Origin of the sequence: Synechocystis sp. FACHB-383 (assembly GCF_014698605.1) — a bacterium.
Taxonomy (GTDB): Bacteria; Cyanobacteriota; Cyanobacteriia; order Cyanobacteriales; family Microcystaceae; genus Synechocystis; species Synechocystis salina.
This window is the reverse complement of record NZ_JACJTJ010000045.1, coordinates 116,599-135,860: the sequence shown is the minus strand read 5'-3', so window position 1 is coordinate 135,860 and position 19,262 is coordinate 116,599. Positions and strand designations below refer to the sequence as shown.

The following is a 19,262-nucleotide window of genomic DNA, read 5'->3' as shown; positions in this document are numbered from 1 at the left end:
CGAGGCAAAGAACTGCGGTAAGCCCCTTGATTTGGCAACCCACCATGGCAAAGTGGGGAGCTTGAAACGAGACCAAATGTTCATCCAACGTATTTCAGCTAAAAAAACACCTCCCCGGAGTCACCATATCCCCGGGGATCATGGCCAAATTATAGGTCTTTCCCCCATCACCCATGGGTTGCAGGAGAAGTTTAGCAACAAATTGTGATGTTTGTTACAGAGAGGCCACCACCGGGGGATGGCCCTGGGATTTTTGGTTTTCCAGCGCTGCATAGAGACGGTTCAATGCCCCCAGATAGGCCCGGGCGGAGGCGACAATGATGTCAGTGTTGGCCGCATAGCCGGTGTAAATTACCCCTTGATGGCGTAGGCGCACACTAACTTTGCCCAACGCATCAATACCTTCCGTGACGGAGGTGACGGAATATTCCAGTAATTCATTGGGCAGTTGCACAATCTGGTTAATGGCTTTGTAAACTGCGTCCACGGGGCCTGTCCCGATCGCCACGGTGGTTTCTTCCCCGCCGATGGGGGTACGGAGGGTCAGGGTAGCCGTGGGAACGGCAGGCTCGCCACAGGAAACCTGCACCCGTTCTAAGCGGAATAGTTCGGGGGGCTGACGAATTTCGTCGTTAACAATGGCCTCCAAATCCCAATCGGTGATTTCCTTGCGTTTATCCGCCACTTCCTTGAAACGAATAAAGGCATTATTTAATTCCGTTTCACTGAGGTCAAAACCCAATTCCTTTAAGCGGGTGCCAAAGGCGTTCCGACCGGATAGCTTCCCTAAGACGATCTGGTTATTGGTTAAACCGATGGATTCCGCATCCATGATTTCGTAGGTGAGCTTATTTTTCAGCACCCCATCCTGGTGAATGCCAGACTCATGGGCAAAGGCGTTGGCTCCGACAATGGCCTTGTTGGGTTGCACCATCATGCCGGTTAATTCCGACACTAAACGGGAAGTGGCGTAGATATGTTTGGTGTCAATGTTGGTGAGGGGCTCGGTGGAATCCGCTGGCCGCCCCAAAAAGGGATTGAAGTAACTGCGCCGCACATGCAAGGCCATGACCAATTCTTCCAAGGCCGCATTGCCGGCCCGTTCACCGATGCCGTTGATGGTGCATTCCAGTTGGCGGGCTCCGTTTTTTACCGCTTCCAGGAAGTTGGCCACCGCTAAGCCCAGGTCATTGTGGCCATGGACGGAAATAATTGCTTGGTCAATGTTGGGCACGTTATCGGCAATGCCTTTGATCAAAGCGCCATATTCGGCGGGGGTAGTGTAGCCCACCGTGTCGGGGATGTTAATGGTGGTGGCCCCGGCGGCGATCGCCACTTCCAACACTTGGTATAAAAATTCTGGGTCACTGCGCCCGGCATCCTCGGGGGAAAATTCAATGTCATCCACCAAGGATTTGGCATAACTCACCATTTCCGGCACGATCGCCAACACTTCGGCCCTGGTTTTCTTTAACTTATGCTCCAGGTGAATGTCAGAAGTGGCCAAAAAAGTATGGATGCGATGCTTGGCCGCCGGTTTCAAGGCTTCCGCCGCCGCTTTAATATCTTTCCTTGTGGCCCGGGCTAAACCGCAAATTACTGGGCCGTTTTCTGTGCCCACCGTTTGGGCGATTTTCTGCACCGCCTCAAAATCCCCCGGACTAGCAAAGGGAAAACCAGCTTCAATGATGTCCACTCCCAGACGGGATAGGGCCCTGGCGATCGATAGTTTTTCTTCCACGGTCAGGGTAGCTCCGGGGGACTGTTCCCCATCCCGAAGCGTGGTGTCGAAAATCAAAATACGATCAGCCGGACTACTCATAATAAACGCACCTTTTCAAGGGTGAAAAAGACACAGATAGATTCTGATTGTATCTTGTCTATCTAGACGTTGGCATGCTTTGAGGGGGTAAAATCGGTAGCGACCAGTTTCCCCGTAGTGCGTAAGGAGTAATTTACTTTTTTGCCCCATGGCCAATTTTTTTGCCCAGCCGTTGCCTTCATCCCTGTTCCATGAGCCATAGCCGCTTTAAGTCCGCTAAGTCTGCCATGCGCAAGTTCAAGACCGAACAACGGAAGTTGGGCGATCGGGTTTCCCAGCGCACTCCCCCCAGGGTGAATCGTTGGTTCAAATGGATGGCTCCGGGGCTATTTGTCAAACGTTGGATGGTAATCAGTGCCGTGGGTCTGACTTTGATATTTTTGGGCTTAGCCATCTGGATCAAGTTAACGCCGATTTTTCGCATTACGGAATTTGTTTCCAGTACCCTCGGATTTTTAACCAATCTTCTGCCCAACTACGTTTCCGGTCCCCTGATTTTGGCCCTGGGGCTTTTTTTTGTGTTTTGGGGCCAAAGTCGCACCGTTGGTTCCATTTCCGAGGTCTTACAACCGGACAATGACCAGGAATTGGTGGATGTACTCTTGGCCCACCGTCGTCTCAACAAAGGGGCCAAAATTGCGGTGGTGGGGGGCGGTACTGGTCTATCCACCCTTTTGCGGGGTCTGAAGCACTACAGCGCCAATATCACGGCCATTGTTACCGTCGCGGATGACGGTGGTTCCTCAGGACGTTTACGGCGGGAAATGGGCATGTTACCCCCGGGGGATATCCGCAATTGTATTGGGGCTCTGGCGGACGAAGAAAAGTTATTAACGGAGTTGTTTCAATACCGTTTTAAAGCGGGGGATGGGCTGTCGGGGCACAGCTTTGGTAATTTGTTTCTCACTGCCATGGCGGAAATTACCGGGGATTTGGAAATGGCGGCGATCGCCTGCTCGAAGGTGTTAGCGGTGCGGGGGAAGGTGTTACCAGCCACCCTGGATGATGTCAGATTATGGGCGGAGATGGAAGACGGGCGCTATGTGGAAGGGGAATCAAATATTCCTGAAGCCCAGGGCAAAATTCGGCGTATTGGTTGTGTACCGGCATCCCCCAAGGCCCTACCAGCAGCGCTCAAGGCCATTAAAGCGGCCGACTACATCATCATTGGCCCAGGCAGTTTATACACCAGCATTTTGCCCAATTTACTCATTCCCGAAATTCAAGCGGCGATCGCCAAGGCCCAGGTGCCCCGCATATACATTTGTAATGTGATGACCCAACCGGGGGAAACGGATAATTACACGGTCTCGGACCATTTAACGGCGATCGATCAGGTCTGTGCGGAAAGGCTCTACGATGCCGTGCTGGTGCAAAGAAATCCCCCTTCTGCCCCCGTGTTGGAAAAATACGCCGCCGAAGATTCCCACCCCGTTTACCTCGACCGGGAAGCGGTGATCCAAAAGGGTTGCCGCATTGTGCTGGCCAATGTAATGCAGGAAGACGAAACCAGCCATCAGGTGCGCCACGACCCCCAACGATTAGCCAGGGTGTTAATGCGCTGGTACGGGGGCCAGTAGTGGGTTTCAGTTTGAAAGATTGAGCCGGAATGTTAACTGCTCTCGCCTCCGGTCTAGCTTTGGCAATAAACCCCTTGGATATCAGGGATGGTGAATAAGGCTTGGAAGCCTAGGCCCTGGCTTTGGTAAAATTCCCTTCCTCCCTGTTGGCGATCGACGAGGGCAATGACTGTGTCCACTTGGTAACCCGCATCCCGTAACCTTTCCACTGCCAACATGGCGGATTTGCCAGTGGTGACCACATCTTCCAGCACCACCACCTTAGTTCCCTGAGCTAACTCTGGCCCTTCAATGTAGGCTTTGGTGCCATGGCCCTTAGCTTCTTTGCGAATGATTAATGCCGCTACGGGTTTTTCTTCGTAGGCAGACACGGTACTAACAGCGCTGACAATGGGATCGGCCCCCAGGGTTAACCCCGCCACTGCTTCGATGCCCGCCGGTAACTCTGCCAACAGTAATCGCCCGATCGCCAGGGCTCCTTCCGCCCGTAGGGTAACTAATTTACCGTTGATGTAATAGGTGCTGGGTTGACCGGAGGAGAGAATAAAATCTCCTTCCTTATAGGCATGGATGGCCAACAGACGAAGTAAATATTGACGTACTTGTTCCAGGGGAGCAGTCTTAAGGGCGGCCAGGGTCAGATCGGTCATGGAGTCGACTTTTTTAACTGATATAAATATCCAAGATCAGTTTTTCATTGTATGGCAACCAAGAGAAGCGCAATACCGATAAGCTGGAGATAACAGCACTGAGTAATAATCCCTAGGTGTAGGGGAAGGGGAGGATCATGGGCAGGGCACATTATCAAGCAGGTTTCTCCATTTCCCCCTTGGCGATCGCCGTCAATGTGAACCTAGTCCACCAACGGGTAAACACCCCATCCCCCCAACCCTGGCAATGGATCTACACCTTCAGTGACGGGAGCCAACTGCAGGGCACATTCCAAGGCACAGTCAAACCAGGGCCTGAATTCGCCAATCCCATTCCTAGCTTTGATGTCCAAGGGGTGGGGGTAACGGAATATCTAACCGCCACCGATAAAACCCCTCTGTTAGCCTGGCAACCAGGACAATTTAATTGTTTTGAAATGGGGGAAAGTCTGTTGTTAATGGCTTCCAGCGATAACTATGTGGGCAACAGTCTCTGCTTGGTCAACTGTCCCCAGCGGCAATGGGCCCAAATTACTCATTGGGGCAGTCGGTTGGTGGCGGAACCCCTACTGTGGGAGCGGTTAGCTTTCCATTGTCTGGCTAGGGATATGCCCTCCACCGCTTGGTCAATGAATTGGCAATTCTCCCCCTTTTTACCGCCCTTTTTCCATTGGCGTTTTCAGGCTTGGCCCCCAACGGCGATCGCCAACCCCCTACCTTGTCCGTCAAGCAATTCATCCGTTCTTTTGTCCTGAAACCTGGCCCCTCTTTACAATCGTTTACAATGGAGGGGACGATCTGCAGGGAAAAAATTGGTCATGGAACTCACCTGGTACGACAGCAACTCTTGGTTAATTGAAATGGGAGGGCAAAGGATTTTGCTCGATCCTTGGTTGGTGGGGGACCTAACCTTTGGCGATACACCCTGGTTGTTTCGGGGGTTTCGCTCCCAGCCCCCGGAAATTCCCACCAATATTGATCTGATTTTGCTTTCCCAGGGTTTAGAAGACCATGCCCATCCCCCGACATTAAAAGAATTAAATAAAAGCTGGCCTGTGCTGGGTTCCCCCAAGGCCGCCGAAGTCGCCACCGATTTGGGCTATGAACAGGTTCATCCTCTGCCCCATCAACAAAAATTTGTCCTTAACGACCGGGTGGAAATTCTTGCCCTGCCCGGTTCTCCCATTGGCCCTACCTTGGTGGAAAACGCCTATGTGTTAACGGATCTACAAACCGGCACTAAGCTTTACTACGAACCCCACGGTTTCCACTCCTCCCAGTTGCAGGATCTTGGTCCCATTGATGTGGTTTTGACCCCCGTCATTGGCATTAATATTCTCGGTTTTATCCCCGTGCTCAACGGCCAAAAAACGACCCTAGAACTCTGTCGCACCGTTCATCCCCAGGCGATCGTGCCCACCTCCGGAGCTGCGGAATTGAGCTATGGCGGCCTGCTCACTAAGGTTTTACGGTTAGATGGTGATTTAGACCAGTTCCGCCAATCCCTAGGCAGCAAAGGCATCCAAGCTACCTTGTTGGAGCCCCAAGTGGGAGTGCCCCTGACCATTCCCCTGGATGTGCCCCAAGCTGCGGTTGGCTAAATTGGGATAAGCAAAGCATTTGCTGCCCCAGTGCTTTTAAATATGATTGCCCCAGGGAAAACTGCAAAAAAGTGTATAAAATAGGTTTATTCCCGAATCAAAATTCTTTCTCTGCAGTCATAGCCAGGAGTAGGAGGATATCTTCCCCTCGCTTGGGCTGGGCAAACCCATTGCAGTACCGCCAACGTTTAAAAATCACCATAGCCGAATGACCTACACCATCAACGCTGACCAAGTCCATCAGATTGTCCATAATCTTCACCACGATCCCTTTGAAGTGTTGGGCTGCCATCCCCTGGGGGACCATGGCAAGGTCAATCAATGGGTCATTCGTGCCTATTTACCCACTGCTGAAGCGGTGACAGTGTTGCTGCCCACCGATCGCCGGGAAGTGACCATGACCACGGCCCACCATCCCAACTTTTTTGAATGTGTGTTGGACTTGGAAGAACCGAAAAATTATCAGCTACGCATTACCGAGGATGGCCACGAAAGGGTAATTTACGACCCCTACGGTTTTAAAACTCCCAAACTGACTGATTTTGACCTGCACGTATTTGGGGAAGGCAATCACCACCGCATTTACGAAAAACTAGGCGCTCACCTGATGACGGTGGATGGCGTTAAAGGGGTTTATTTTGCCGTTTGGGCCCCCAACGCCCGTAATGTCTCCATTTTGGGGGACTTTAATAATTGGGACGGTAGACTGCACCAAATGCGGAAACGCAACAACATGGTGTGGGAATTATTTATCCCCGAGTTGGGGGTGGGCACCTCCTATAAATATGAAATTAAAAACTGGGAAGGGCACATCTACGAAAAAACCGACCCCTATGGCTTTTACCAGGAAGTACGCCCAAAAACCGCTTCCATTGTGGCTGACCTGGACCGTTACCAATGGCATGACGAAGATTGGCTAGAAGCTAGACGCACCAGTGATCCCCTCAATAAACCAGTTTCTGTTTACGAACTTCATTTGGGCTCCTGGCTCCACACTGCCTACGACGAACCGGTGAGAACTTTGCATGGGGAAGGGGTGCCCGTAGAAGTATCCGAGTGGAATACCGGAGCCAGGTTTTTGACCTATTACGAACTGGTAGATAAATTAATTCCCTATGTAAAGGAATTGGGCTACACCCACATTGAACTATTGCCGATCGCCGAACATCCCTTTGACGGCTCCTGGGGTTATCAGGTAACGGGCTATTACGCCCCCACCTCCCGCTTTGGCAGTCCCGAAGATTTCATGTACTTTGTCGATCAATGTCACCTCAACGGCATTGGCGTCATTATTGACTGGGTACCGGGGCATTTCCCCAAAGATGGCCATGGCCTAGCCTTTTTCGACGGCACCCATTTGTATGAACATGGCGATCCCCGCAAAGGGGAACACAAGGAGTGGGGCACCCTAATTTTCAACTATGGCCGGAACGAAGTGCGGAACTTCCTAGTAGCCAATGCCCTGTTCTGGTTTGATAAGTACCACATTGATGGAATGCGGGTGGATGCGGTGGCTTCCATGCTTTATCTGGACTATTGCCGGGAAGAAGGGGAATGGGTAGCCAATGAGTATGGCGGCCGGGAAAACTTGGAAGCGGCGGACTTTCTGCGCCAGGTGAACAGCGTGGTTTACAGCTACTTCCCCGGTATTTTATCCATTGCCGAGGAATCCACGTCCTGGCCCATGGTGTCTTGGCCCACCTACGTTGGCGGTTTAGGTTTTAACCTGAAATGGAATATGGGCTGGATGCACGATATGCTCGACTACTTCAGCATGGACCCCTGGTTCCGCCAGTTCCACCAAAACAGTATTACTTTTAGTATGTGGTACAACCACAGCGAGAATTATATGCTGGCCCTCTCCCACGATGAGGTGGTGCACGGTAAGAGCAATATGTTGGGCAAAATGCCTGGGGATGAATGGCAAAAGTATGCCAACGTGAGGGCTCTATTCACCTATATGTTTACCCATCCCGGCAAGAAAACCATGTTTATGAGCATGGAATTTGGCCAGTGGAGTGAGTGGAATGTGTGGGGTGATCTGGAATGGCATCTGCTCAATTACCCGCCCCATCAACAACTAAAACAATTCTTCACTGAGTTGAACCATTTGTATAAAAATGAGCCAGCTTTATACAGCAATGATTTTGAAGAAGCGGGCTTCCAATGGATTGATTGCAGTGATAATCGCCACAGTGTAGTTTCCTTCATCCGTCGGGCTAAGGATAGCGCTGAATTTGTGGTGACTATTTGTAATTTCACTCCCCAACCCCATAGCCATTACCGAGTGGGAGTGCCTGAAGCTGGTTTTTACACGGAGTTGTTTAACAGTGATGCCCGGCAGTATGGCGGCAGTAACATGGGCAATTTAGGCGGAAAATGGACGGAGGAATGGTCTTTCCATGAACAACCCTATTCCCTTGATTTATGCTTGCCGCCCCTCTCGGTGTTGGTGCTGAAATTAGACCGTAAGGCTGAAGGCAATGCCATCCCGACCCAGGAGGGCTCTGAGATAGCCTAGTTAGCTGAGTTGGCTATAAAATTTCCTCACCAAATTTTCCCTATGTCCCCAACTCGACCCTATCAGCCCCTACTGTTGCGGCTCCTCCATGGGGCCATGGCCCTATTGACCCTTTTGGCGATCGCCAGTGGCTTTTGGGTCTACAACACCTATGACGGTCGTTGGGGATCCTTGCCGTTGCCCAAACCTTACTATACCCAGGATCTCCATGGCACTGGGGCTTTGGCACTATTTTTGTTTATGTTTCCCTTTGCCATCTACTGCTTTCACCTCGGCGATCGCCGTTTATGGTCTGACCAAAGTTGGGAACAGTTACGGAAACCGGGCACTCCGGGCTTTTGGCTCGCATTGCAGAGATTGGCCAATACCCTCATGCTGGTGGCCTTGACCATGGCGGTGGTGACTGGTCGGATGATGCAGGAAAGTTGGTTACCCCAAAAACAACTCAACCATTTACCCTACCTGTTCCATCTGCTGGCCTGGCTGGTGGTGGTTCTTTGTTTAGGATTCCACTTACTATTCAGTGCCAAGGTGGGAGGCTTTCCCCTCTGGCGATCGATGGTGAGTTGGGGGCGCAGGGCCAAGGATAATCCCCAGCAATGGCTCAGGGATTTTCGCTGGCAGTTGTCTGCAAAAAGTTTGCAGTGGCTCCAATGGTTAGTGCTAGCGGGATTGCTGTTTGCCTTGACAGTTCCCCTTTTTGCCTAGCTTCCTTGGCCAAACTATGGGCATTCAAGAATCTGTTAAAATGGATTGCCCAATGAAATTTGTACGATGAGCAAAGTTTTTTTTGATATCACCATCGGTAACGATGCCGCAGGTCGCATTGTGATGGAATTGTTTGACGAAGTTACCCCCAAGACCGCTGAAAATTTCCGGGCCCTCTGCACTGGGGAAAAAGGTGTGGGTAAAGCTGGTAAACCCCTACATTTTAAAGGTTCCCACTTCCATCGGGTAATCACCGATTTCATGGCCCAGGGGGGAGATTTTACCCGGGGTAATGGCACCGGCGGGGAATCTATTTACGGCGAAAAGTTCGCCGATGAAAATTTCCAGTTAAAGCATGACCGCCCTGGTCTACTGTCCATGGCCAATGCGGGGCCCAACACCAATGGCTCGCAGTTCTTTCTAACTTTTGTACCCTGCCCTTGGCTCGATGGCAAACACGTCGTGTTTGGGGAAGTAGTGGAAGGTTTAGAAATCCTCGAGCAACTAGAAGCCAATGGTTCCCAAAGCGGTCAAACTAAACAGGCGATCGCCATCAGCGATTGTGGCGAGATCAAATAAGTCGGATTCCCACTAGTCTGTATAGACTTTGCTGAAAACCTTGTTGGAAAAATAAAGTAACATCCCCCCCTTGATTAGTTTTAAATTGATAATTGAGGGGGTTTTTATTGATCAAATTCGGCCAAAACTAATCAGCAAAGCTATTGGCCTTGGTGGCAAATTTCACATCCAATTCCGTAATGCCCCCGGCATCATGGGTCGTCAAGTCGATGGTGACTCGATTGTAAACATTAGACCATTCTGGATGATGGTTTAGGGTTTCTGCCACCAACGCCAGTCGGGTCATAAAACCAAAGGCTTGATTAAAATTGCCAAACTTAAATTGACGATGGAGTTTATTGCCCTGCAAGCTCCAACCGCTGAGTTCCCCCAGGGCAGTTTGGATTTCTGGGTCAGTTAAACGTTGGGGTGTAGCCATGGTGCAATTTATCTAAATTTTCAACTATTGATTAGGGATTGCCCTTACCGTCCGTTATATCATCTCCTAGAAAAAGACTGAAGGACACCTGGGTTGGTTCGTCCACGTTGGTGGTTTCCTGCACTCGGCTATCGGCAATTTGCCAGTTATCACTCAGATAGGTTCTGATTTGTTCGGTTTGGGAAAAAAGACTGGCTGGATTACTGTCCGGGGGGCGCTGGATGGTGAGGCGCAAATGCAGAACTGGGTAGGCCTGGAGAATTTGCCCCACAGTGTTAAGGGTTGCTTGAGCTTGGCTAGAAAGGTTAAGGGGAGCGCTGTCGATCGCCACGGTTTCGTCAACAATGGTGAGGGGGATAACGCCTTGATCCGTGGCCAGGCGTTGGTACTCCACAACGGCATCATTAACCTGTAAAGAACGCCGAATTTGGCCAGAGAGGATTGCTTGGGCATCTTCCTGTAAATCCCGATCGCCAAGATAGACCACCACCAACTTAAGGGGGGAACTATCACTGCGTAGTACCACTTGGTAATCCACCAACTGCAGCGTGTCGGGTAGGGTGACTAGGGCCAGGGAACGGCCTATTTCCGCCATTAATTCCCCCTGTAAATCCGGTAGATAACTTAACTCTGAAACCACCGCAATGGGTTCCGTATTGACCGCTTGGCTAGTGGGAATTTGCACAAAGCGCAAACTGATATTGCTGGGACTACGGTCGAGGGCGGCGGCCAACTGATCAATAAAACGTTTTTCATCGTCTTGGCTGTAAAGCTTATCGGTCACCACTTGGAGTTGCACAGTGATTTGCTTATCGTCTTGCTTCGCTTTGACCTGGTCAATGTAGGAATGAAACTCCCCTTCATTGCCAGTGTCGCCGAAGTTATCCTGCCACACCTGTTTGATGGTGGAGTTTAGCTGGTTTTCTTCCCGTTGCTGGGTCACTTGACGACGCACCTGCTCCAGGGATTTAGTCAGGGGAAAGGAAATCATGCCCAGGGTGACCAGGATAAGTAAAAAGCGACTGGGTAATCCTCCGACCCGCTGGAAGGTGGTGTAGGCAGGGAATTTTCTCAACCAGGAACTAACCACTTGGCTCTCGGGATTTTCCTGTTTCCACTCCCCAATGGCTTCCCGCACTGCCCGCACATCAAAGTGGACGAAAAAGAAGACAATCATGGCCGTGAAAACAATGGCTACGAGGTTGGTGATGAACAGCAGTCCTCCGCCCTTGGCCACCGTTAATCCCTGGGAAGAATTAAGACTGAAATAGATGCCAATGCCGTAACCCACTACGCACAATGGCGGCATTAAGGCCACGGCGATCGCCACCCCAGGCAAGGAGGCTGCTACCCCTTTAGCTTGTTTGCAGGTGGCCACCGATCCCACGGCGCCGGAAAACAGAGCCACAATTAAATCCAACAAGGTGGGATTAGTTCTAGCTAAAATTTCTGGAGTAATTTCCTTAAATGGAACAATTACTACTAAAATAGCCGCAAAAATAATGGCCAAGCTACAGCTTAGCAGTAAGTTAAAAGCGGCCCGCAACCAGAGCACCACATCCCCCGCCGCCAAACCCATGCCATTGGCTAAAATTGGTCCCATTAGGGGGGAAATCAACATCGCCCCAATGATTACCGCTGGACTGTTGAGCACCAAAGCCAGGGTGGCAATGCCCGCTGCAAACAAAACCTCAATCCAGTAGCTGATGTCCCTAAGGCTGACGGATTCAGAAAGCTGGGTGTAGATTTGCACCTTATGTTCATCGGTCAAGTCCAGGTTAGCTGTAAAGCCACGGCGTAACCGCAGTAACATCAACAAAGAAAAACGGTGCCCGGAGGACTTCGACTTGGACATAGGCTGGGATGAAATGAATAGTCTCCATTGTGCTTTGACCAATACTATACTCTGGGGAGAGTTGGTCGGATTATCATGCCCTGCCTTTTTGCGCCCAGGCCCTCCCAAGTCATCTTGCCTTAAATCATTCCCATATCATCTATTACTTTCCATCGAGCGAGTTGTTTATGTTTGGCGTTCTGCTGTTCCTCGTTTTTTTCTCCGTTGTCAGTCTAGCTTTTTTTGCCAACCGTAAATGGTGGATTCGTGTTTCCACCCAGTCCCCCCGCTGTATCTATTATTTTGGACCCTTTGCTTCCCAGGAAGAGGCGATCGCCCATCACCAGGGTTATCTCCAGGATTTGGAGATGGAGGGAGCCCAGGGCATCGAATATAAGATAGAACGCTCCTATAAGCCGAGAAAATTAACCATCGAAGGCTGAGAACTCCCCACCAGGGGCTAAGTTTTGACTATTAATCAAGCTTCCCATGGCCAGGGATTCAAGCCCCCATTTCATTCCATTTTCCCGATCCCCCAGAAAAAAATCCCCTAGTTTAATGCAACTGGGGGATTAGCTTTATTTTGGGTTTTTTAGACTGATGTTTTAGTCAGCATCAACGATAGCAATCAGGCGATCGCCAGATCAAAACTAGTCTCGACCGTTGAGGGCAATCAGTAGGCGCAGAATGAAGATAAAAAGGTTGATATAGGTCAAATACATGGACAGGGATGCGGCCAGATATTGATCATCCCGGTAGGTGCGGGGTAGCACGAAAAAGTCCACCACCGATACTCCAGCAAACAGCAAGACACCGAAGGCGGAAATCGCTACTTCCAGAAATGTGGGGGTAATTATGCCGAAAAACCCAAGCACCACTTGGAGGAGCATCACCACCACCAGGCCAATCAAGGCCAGACTTACGGTTTTGCTCAGGGCAATGCCATCTTCTTCCGATAAATTAGAGCCAACACTACGGGCCACCACAAAGGTTACTCCACAGCCCAAGGCAGCAATACCAATGCCTTGTATACCTACTCCACTAGTCTGGAGCGCCAGGTAAATAATGCCGCTCAGGGTATAGCCCGAAAGCAAACTGTACAAAGTTAACAGGGGCAGGGCGGTGGCGTTGTTACCACTTTGGGCCACCCGCATGGCCACAAAAAAGAGAATGAAGTTACCGATTAAAGCAGCCCAAAAGGTGGTCATAAATAGACCAGGGTTACCCTGCATGACGCTGAGACCGCCAAAGGTTCCCGCCGCTGTCAGTACCAAGCCTCCGCCAAGATAGGGGAGGGCATTTTTGATCACGTTTGGCCCGATCAGACTTTGGCCTTTTGCCTCCGCCATGATCTGACGAAAATTGCTGGTATTACTCATAAAAAGTGGATTTTTGACTAGGATAATCACAGGGGAGAAAAATTTTTTCCCTTCCCTTTAATATACTATCGACAACCATGGCCTTGCTTTAAGTGCTGGTAAGTCCCTCTAAGCGTTTATTTACGGGCTATTTACGCCCCTGGATCCCGCCGGCTGAGCTAAGCATGAACTGTGTATTGTTCCATTGTCAGACCAGGAGGCCTTAGTCCTATGAATTACCGTGTTGTTGTCTTGAGCGGGGTTATGACTGCCCTACTCGGCACTGTGTTTGGTTGGGGCATGGGGCAAATAGCTCTGCGTCAACGGCCTAGCCAAGTACAGGTCAACATGAGTCAGCCCTATCGCACGTTGTATGGCCGGCGCTTAATTTGGTTCGGGGCGATCGCCGGCTTTGTATTGGGGGCGGGGCAGGCTTGTGTACTGGCAGAAAGGAAGAAGGAAAAAGAAGCGATGGAGAAAGCCGAAAGCGAGGAAGACTATTCCTGATCCCTTGCCGGTGCGGTTGACTATTTTTTCCAGATCATTACATGGACGCAGTTTAGCTGGCATCGCTGAGGATCCGGGGGACAGGGCAAAAGTTACCGTCGCCATTTGAGGGGGGGGACCCTGGGCCGATAGAATCCTCCCATCCCGTGGCCAGAGGAAGTTTTCTCCCTTGGCGATCGCCCTGGTAGCATTTAATACAAATTGGCTATCTTGGTAAAATCCCCCGAAATATTACGAAACGTAAAGTATAATAACAATCAACCCGTAAACCCCAAATGCCTTAGCGAGACAGTAACCTATGCGCGTTGTGATCGCCGGAGCCGGATTAGCCGGCCTAGCCTGTGCCAAATACTTAGCCGATGAGGGCTTTACCCCCGTCGTCTTGGAACGTAGGGATGTATTAGGCGGGAAGATCGCCGCGTGGAAAGATGAGGACGGAGATTGGTATGAAACCGGCCTGCATATTTTCTTTGGGGCCTATCCCAACATGTTGCAGTTGTTTAAGGAATTGGACATCGAAGATCGTCTGCAATGGAAAGAACACAGCATGATCTTCAACCAACCGGAGAAACCAGGCACCTATTCCCGTTTTGATTTTCCTGATATTCCGGCTCCCATCAATGGTTTGGTGGCTATTCTCCGCAATAACGATATGCTCACCTGGCCGGAGAAAATTCGCTTTGGTTTGGGGCTTTTACCCGCCATTGTCCAGGGCCAGAGCTATGTGGAAGAAATGGATAAATATACCTGGTCCGAGTGGATGGCCAAACAAAACATTCCCCCCCGCATCGAAAAAGAAGTTTTTATTGCCATGAGTAAGGCGCTCAACTTCATTGACCCCGATGAAATTTCCGCCACCATTTTACTCACCGCCCTCAATCGCTTTTTACAGGAAAAAAATGGTTCTAAGATGGCATTCCTGGATGGAGCGCCGCCGGAACGCCTTTGCCAGCCGTTGGTGGATTACATCACGGAACGGGGGGGAGAAGTACATCTCAATGCTCCCCTTAAGGAAATTTTGCTCAACGAAGACGGTACTGTTAAAGGCTACCTAATCCGGGGCTTAGACGGAGCAGAAGATCGGGTAGTCACCGCTGACCTGTACGTTTCTGCCATGCCAGTGGACCCCCTCAAAACCATGGTGCCGGCCCCCTGGCGAGACTATCCTGAATTCAAGCAAATCCAAGGACTGGAAGGAGTGCCAGTCATTAACCTCCACCTCTGGTTCGACCGCAAATTAACGGACATTGACCATCTCCTCTTTTCCCGATCGCCGTTGCTGAGTGTTTACGCCGACATGAGTAATACCTGCCGGGAATATAGTGATCCAGACAAATCCATGTTGGAGTTGGTGCTGGCCCCAGCCCACGATTGGATCAACAAATCCGACGAAGAGATTGTGGCGGCCACCATGGCGGAGATTAAACAACTCTTTCCCCAACACTTTGGCGGCGATAATCCGGCCCAACTGCTGAAATCCCACGTGGTCAAAACCCCCCGCTCTGTCTACAAAGCGACTCCAGGACGGCAGGCCTGTCGCCCCGATCAACGGACATCGGTGCCAAACTTTTACTTAGCAGGGGACTTCACCATGCAAAAATACTTGGGCAGTATGGAAGGGGCCGTGCTTTCCGGCAAACAATGTGCCCAGGCGATCGCCGCTGATTTCACCCCCCAAACCGTTCCCCCCACCCGGGAAATAGTCACCGTGGGTTAAGCCGCCTGGACTCCCTGGTAATCTTCCTGACAAATGGCAACCCTAATGCGACAATGCTAAATGGCTAACGGTCAAATTTCCCCCCAGCGTGCAGTTACCAAACCCCAATCCTGGTGGCTGACTTCCGAACCCCGTCCGTCCTTAATGTTACAACTGCCCAAACCGTCTCCATCTGCAAAGCCCTGTGCTTCTGTTGAGGAAGCTTACGAAATTTGTCGTCAAGTAACGGCCCAGTACGCAAAAACTTTTTATCTGGGAACTTTGCTGATGCCCCCTGCCAAAAGGAGGGCTATTTGGGCAATTTATCTTTGGTGCCGTAGGACTGATGAGCTAGTGGATGGACCCCAGGCGGCCACCACCACCCCGGAAACGTTGGACCATTGGGAAAGACGCCTAGAAGCCATTTTTGCTGGGCACCCCCAGGACGATGCCGATGTGGCCCTGGTGGATACCCTAGAAACTTTTCCCCTCGACATTCAGCCCTTTCGGGACATGATCGCCGGGCAAAGGATGGACCTTTACCGTTCCCGTTACCAAACCTTTGAAGAATTAGACCTATATTGTTATCGGGTGGCGGGCACTGTCGGTTTAATGTCTAGTGCCGTATTGGGGGTAGACACTGGCAATGGCCAAGCTCCTTGGCAACCCGATGCAGTCTACATTCCCCAGGAAGAGGCGATCGCCTTGGGGGTGGCTAACCAACTGACCAATATTTTGCGGGACGTGGGGGAAGACGTGGAACGGGGCAGAATTTACTTACCCCTGGAAGATTTGGAGCGGTTCGACTATAGCGAACAGGACTTGCTCGATGGGGTCAACGATGACCGTTGGCGTCGCTTAATGAAGTTTGAAATCGAACGGGCCCGGGCCTACTTTGAAGATGCAGAACGGGGTATTCGAGCCTTAAATCGGGATGCCCGTTGGCCAGTGTGGACTGCACTAATGCTATACAAGGGCATTTTGAATGTGATTGAAGCGAACAATTACAACGTGTTCGATCGCCGGGCCTATGTGCCCACCCCCAAGAAGTTACTATATTTGCCCGTGGCCTGGTTGAGAGCCCAGGTGCTGTAGGCTTTTAGTAAAATTTTGAAAAATTTTGATCAATAGATAGTAGCTACTGATTTGACTCGATGCGGTGGAAAAAAAGCCCCTAACCATGGCGGGCTAAGGACTCACTTTATGAAGGGTTCAAACTATCAGTGTAGCGAACAAAGGCGATCGCCCCAGTAGTTTCCCGGTTAGACCGGGGGAAATGGCACTATGCACTTAAAGGTATTAAGGAGAAGCCAGGAGCCATAACTGCCAAAGAATGGACAGCAATGCCCCCACCACCAAGACCATAGAACTGAGGGAACCCAAGGCAAAACCTACCATCCTTTTCTCCGCTGCTTGGTAATAGCCCCAGGCGTAGAGAATGCGCCCCAGCAACCAGACAGCTCCCAAAATAGCGGCAATGGTTGGATCTCGGTAAAGAGCAAATAGCCATAACCCCGGCAGGAAAAATGCCAACTGCTCCAGGGTGTTGTATTGCACCCTCAGCACCCGTTCAAAATTTTCGTCCCCTGTGGTGGCCGGTGGCATTACCCCATACTTGGCCCGGGCCCTTCCCACATTAATCACCAATACTAGATAGAGCGCCGCCGCCAAAGCAGTGATCAAAGCTGGCCAGAGTAGCTCCGTTGTCGTCATCGGTCCCGTTGAGAGAATGTATAGTCTCAGACTAGCCCAAAAAGCTCCCCTCCCCCCAACCATTAATTTGGTCGGACTAATCGCTATACTGACGGTCAGGGTATTCCCCAACTCTTTGCTTTTCCCAGTCAAGCTCTTTTTGTTTTTCTTATCCCATGCAGTTAAGCCCCCAAGAAAAAGATAAACTACTGATTTTTACCGCTAGCCTAGTAGCAGAACGCCGTAAAGCCCGGGGGCTGAAACTCAACTACCCCGAGGCAGTGGCCTATATTTCCGCCGCCATTCTCGAAGGGGCAAGGGACGGTCGCACTGTGGCGGAGTTGATGAACTATGGCGCCACCCTATTGAGCCGGGACGAAGTCATGGAGGGGGTGCCGGAAATGTTGCCAGAGGTGCAGGTGGAAGCAACTTTTCCCGATGGCACTAAACTGGTGACAGTCCACGACCCCATTCGCTAGCAATGGGTTGGTCAGAGAGAGCGGCCTACTTTTTGCTCCTTAAACCCTAGCCCCGTTGACCGTGGAAAAAAATCATTGCCTAGGGTTGACAGTGATCAATCTTTATCGCTATATTTAAAAACGTCTGAAATAACGACTCGTTATCAAGACCGCCTAGCCCCCATCGTCTAGAGGCCTAGGACACCTCCCTTTCACGGAGGCGACAGGGATTCGAATTCCCTTGGGGGTATTAAAAAAAAAGAAAAAAACGAAAAGGGGTTCTTCGGGACTTCTTTTTTGTTGCGTACTGAAAAAATTCCCCAGAAAGTTTAAACTCCTCTGCTGGCTCAAAAAGCAAAAAGCATAGGCGGAAACTTGTGGACGAAAACAGCACCGCCATGGCAAGGCCCAAACTCTATGGCAGTATAGGGTCGTAGTTATTTGTCTTCGAGGCTTTGTTTGGCTAATGTTAATCCTGCGTCGCCTAATGCTGGTGGTTTCCCTTAGTTTTGCCACGATCGCCATTGACATGACTACGGGGCAATGGAACGAACCGGTGCAGGGTCAAGTTGCCGGACCATCCAATTCCCAAAAGTTGAAAGTGGGGGTGGTGGGCAATCCACCATTTGTGATTCACGGAGAAAATGATGGAGAGGTAACTGGCATTAGTTTGGATGTGTGGAGAGCCATTGCCCAGTCCCAGAAATGGAATTCGGAGTATTTACGACAAAACTCTATCTCCGAGGGCATTAAAGCGGTGGCGGAAGGGAAGCTAGATATTTTGATTGGCCCCATTAGCGTCACCCCAGAGCGGGCGGCCATCGAAGGCATCACCTTTACCCAACCCTATTTCAGCAGTGGAGTCGGAATATTGATCCCTGGGGAACCGTTGGGCCTATGGGAGAGATTGGCTCCCTTTTTTGGTCTGGCGGCCCTGTCTTCGGCGGGAGTGCTTACCCTACTGTTGTTTTTGGTGGGAAATTTAATTTGGCTGGCAGAACATCGCAAAAATCCAGAGCAGTTCTCCCCCCATTACCCAGAAGGAGTGCAAAATGGCATGTGGTTTGCCCTGGTTACCCTAACAACGGTGGGCTATGGCGATCGATCGCCGCGGACTAAGTTAGGACAACTGGTGGCAGGGGTATGGATGGTGGTGGCGCTGCTGAGTTTTTCCTCCATCACAGCGGGATTAGCTTCGGCTTTTACTACGGCCCTTTCTGAAGCCAATGCCACTCCCCTATTCAGTAGCGTCAATGACATCAAAAATAAAGACATAGCCGTGGTGCGGGACACCACCGCAGTGGATTGGGCCCGGTTTTATCGAGCGGATATCAAGGAGGCCAATAACTTAGTTGGGGCAGTGGCCTTGCTAGAAAAAGAGCAGGTGCAGGCGGTAATGTTCGACCGACCGGCATTAATCTATTACACCCAACAGCATCCCGAGGCGAAATTAAAAGTAACAGAAATTCGTATTTCCTTGGAACCCTATGGCTTTGTGATTGAGGAAAATAGCCCCTTGAAAAAGCCCCTCAATGTTGAAATACTGGATTTAATTTATAGCAGAAGAATAACTGAATTTACTGAACGGTGGTTGGGGCCAGGCGTGGAAGAAAATCAAGACCTTCCCCCCGACGATAGTGGTGAAATTTCCGGCTAGATTACCGCCCCATTAACCAAATTGGACTTGCTTACATACCTGTCTCGACGATCGCCAGAATCCTATTAATCATAGGCTTGGCCCAAGGACGGCCCGAGTTTTTTACTGTCCCTAGCCAAAGGAAATTCCTCCCCTGGGTGCTAGCCTTGGACTAGCTGTATTCCTGGGGCTTATTTTCTCG

At 50.7% G+C, this 19,262-nt stretch carries 18 protein-coding genes and 1 tRNA gene; 13 read left to right on the top strand and 6 right to left on the bottom strand.

Annotation, left to right across the window (positions count from 1 at the left end; translation table 11 throughout):
* Positions 1-214: 214 nt before the first annotated feature.
* Positions 215-1,822: a 2-isopropylmalate synthase gene (locus tag H6G45_RS14135; RefSeq protein WP_190599044.1), complete on the bottom strand. Its 1,608-nt coding sequence runs from the start codon at positions 1,820-1,822 to the stop codon at positions 215-217.
* 191 nt (positions 1,823-2,013) lie between these two features.
* Between H6G45_RS14135 and H6G45_RS14130 the strand changes: the two genes are divergently transcribed.
* A complete protein-coding gene (locus H6G45_RS14130) occupies positions 2,014-3,402 on the top strand; it encodes a gluconeogenesis factor YvcK family protein (RefSeq protein WP_190599043.1) in 1,389 nt (462 codons plus the stop codon).
* A 53-nt stretch (positions 3,403-3,455) separates the two neighbouring features.
* Here H6G45_RS14130 and pyrE read toward each other — a convergent pair whose 3' ends face one another.
* Positions 3,456-4,052, bottom strand: a complete 597-nt coding sequence (gene pyrE, locus H6G45_RS14125) for an orotate phosphoribosyltransferase (protein ID WP_190599042.1) — start codon at positions 4,050-4,052, stop codon at positions 3,456-3,458.
* Between the two features lie 137 nt (positions 4,053-4,189).
* On the opposite strand from pyrE, the gene H6G45_RS14120 reads away from it, so the two are divergent.
* The 5 genes from H6G45_RS14120 to H6G45_RS14100 all read left to right on the top strand — a co-directional run bounded on the left by H6G45_RS14120 (position 4,190) and on the right by H6G45_RS14100 (position 9,461).
* A complete protein-coding gene (locus H6G45_RS14120; RefSeq protein ID WP_190599041.1) occupies positions 4,190-4,807 on the top strand; it encodes a hypothetical protein in 618 nt (205 codons plus the stop codon).
* A 63-nt stretch (positions 4,808-4,870) separates the two neighbouring features.
* Positions 4,871-5,653 (top strand): MBL fold metallo-hydrolase, encoded by a 783-nt coding sequence (locus tag H6G45_RS14115; protein WP_190599040.1) that lies wholly within the window; start codon positions 4,871-4,873, stop codon positions 5,651-5,653.
* Positions 5,654-5,861: 208 nt separating this feature from the next.
* Positions 5,862-8,174 (top strand): 1,4-alpha-glucan branching enzyme, encoded by a 2,313-nt coding sequence (gene glgB, locus H6G45_RS14110; protein WP_190599039.1) that lies wholly within the window; start codon positions 5,862-5,864, stop codon positions 8,172-8,174.
* Between the two features lie 42 nt (positions 8,175-8,216).
* Entirely contained in the window at positions 8,217-8,882 is a 666-nt protein-coding gene (locus H6G45_RS14105) for a cytochrome b/b6 domain-containing protein (protein WP_199309773.1), read from the top strand.
* Between the two features lie 66 nt (positions 8,883-8,948).
* Complete coding sequence (locus H6G45_RS14100) at positions 8,949-9,461, top strand: peptidylprolyl isomerase (RefSeq protein WP_190599038.1); 513 nt, start codon at positions 8,949-8,951, stop codon at positions 9,459-9,461.
* A gap of 127 nt (positions 9,462-9,588) precedes the next feature.
* On the opposite strand, the gene H6G45_RS14095 is transcribed toward H6G45_RS14100, so the two are convergent.
* Positions 9,589-9,879, bottom strand: a complete 291-nt coding sequence (locus tag H6G45_RS14095) for a 4a-hydroxytetrahydrobiopterin dehydratase (protein ID WP_190599037.1) — start codon at positions 9,877-9,879, stop codon at positions 9,589-9,591.
* Between the two features lie 31 nt (positions 9,880-9,910).
* Positions 9,911-11,734 carry a DUF389 domain-containing protein gene (locus H6G45_RS14090; protein WP_190599036.1) on the bottom strand — a complete coding sequence of 608 codons (1,824 nt, stop codon included), beginning with the start codon at positions 11,732-11,734 and terminating at the stop codon, positions 9,911-9,913.
* A 167-nt stretch (positions 11,735-11,901) separates the two neighbouring features.
* On the opposite strand from H6G45_RS14090, the gene H6G45_RS14085 reads away from it, so the two are divergent.
* Positions 11,902-12,156 carry a DUF1816 domain-containing protein gene (locus H6G45_RS14085; RefSeq protein ID WP_190599035.1) on the top strand — a complete coding sequence of 85 codons (255 nt, stop codon included), beginning with the start codon at positions 11,902-11,904 and terminating at the stop codon, positions 12,154-12,156.
* A 207-nt stretch (positions 12,157-12,363) separates the two neighbouring features.
* Here the strand turns inward: H6G45_RS14085 and H6G45_RS14080 are convergent, their stop codons facing one another.
* Positions 12,364-13,092, bottom strand: a complete 729-nt coding sequence (locus tag H6G45_RS14080) for a Bax inhibitor-1 family protein (protein ID WP_190599034.1) — start codon at positions 13,090-13,092, stop codon at positions 12,364-12,366.
* A gap of 210 nt (positions 13,093-13,302) precedes the next feature.
* Here H6G45_RS14080 and H6G45_RS14075 point away from each other — a divergent pair, with 210 nt between their 5' ends.
* The 3 genes from H6G45_RS14075 (at position 13,303) to crtB (ending at position 16,369) form a co-directional block, all read left to right on the top strand.
* Positions 13,303-13,578 (top strand): hypothetical protein, encoded by a 276-nt coding sequence (locus H6G45_RS14075; RefSeq protein ID WP_199309772.1) that lies wholly within the window; start codon positions 13,303-13,305, stop codon positions 13,576-13,578.
* A 298-nt stretch (positions 13,579-13,876) separates the two neighbouring features.
* Positions 13,877-15,295, top strand: a complete 1,419-nt coding sequence (gene pds, locus H6G45_RS14070) for a 15-cis-phytoene desaturase (protein ID WP_190599032.1) — start codon at positions 13,877-13,879, stop codon at positions 15,293-15,295.
* Positions 15,296-15,355: 60 nt separating this feature from the next.
* Positions 15,356-16,369: a 15-cis-phytoene synthase CrtB gene (gene crtB, locus H6G45_RS14065; protein WP_190599031.1), complete on the top strand. Its 1,014-nt coding sequence runs from the start codon at positions 15,356-15,358 to the stop codon at positions 16,367-16,369.
* Between the two features lie 204 nt (positions 16,370-16,573).
* Here crtB and H6G45_RS14060 read toward each other — a convergent pair whose 3' ends face one another.
* Positions 16,574-16,987: an MAPEG family protein gene (locus H6G45_RS14060; protein WP_190599030.1), complete on the bottom strand. Its 414-nt coding sequence runs from the start codon at positions 16,985-16,987 to the stop codon at positions 16,574-16,576.
* Positions 16,988-17,142: 155 nt separating this feature from the next.
* Between H6G45_RS14060 and ureA the strand changes: the two genes are divergently transcribed.
* The 3 genes from ureA (at position 17,143) to H6G45_RS14045 (ending at position 19,081) form a co-directional block, all read left to right on the top strand.
* Positions 17,143-17,445 carry an urease subunit gamma gene (gene ureA / locus H6G45_RS14055; protein WP_190599029.1) on the top strand — a complete coding sequence of 101 codons (303 nt, stop codon included), beginning with the start codon at positions 17,143-17,145 and terminating at the stop codon, positions 17,443-17,445.
* Between the two features lie 156 nt (positions 17,446-17,601).
* Positions 17,602-17,674, top strand: a tRNA-Glu gene (locus tag H6G45_RS14050).
* 216 nt (positions 17,675-17,890) lie between these two features.
* Positions 17,891-19,081 (top strand): transporter substrate-binding domain-containing protein, encoded by a 1,191-nt coding sequence (locus H6G45_RS14045; RefSeq protein WP_190599028.1) that lies wholly within the window; start codon positions 17,891-17,893, stop codon positions 19,079-19,081.
* The last annotated feature ends 181 nt before the right edge of the window (positions 19,082-19,262 follow it).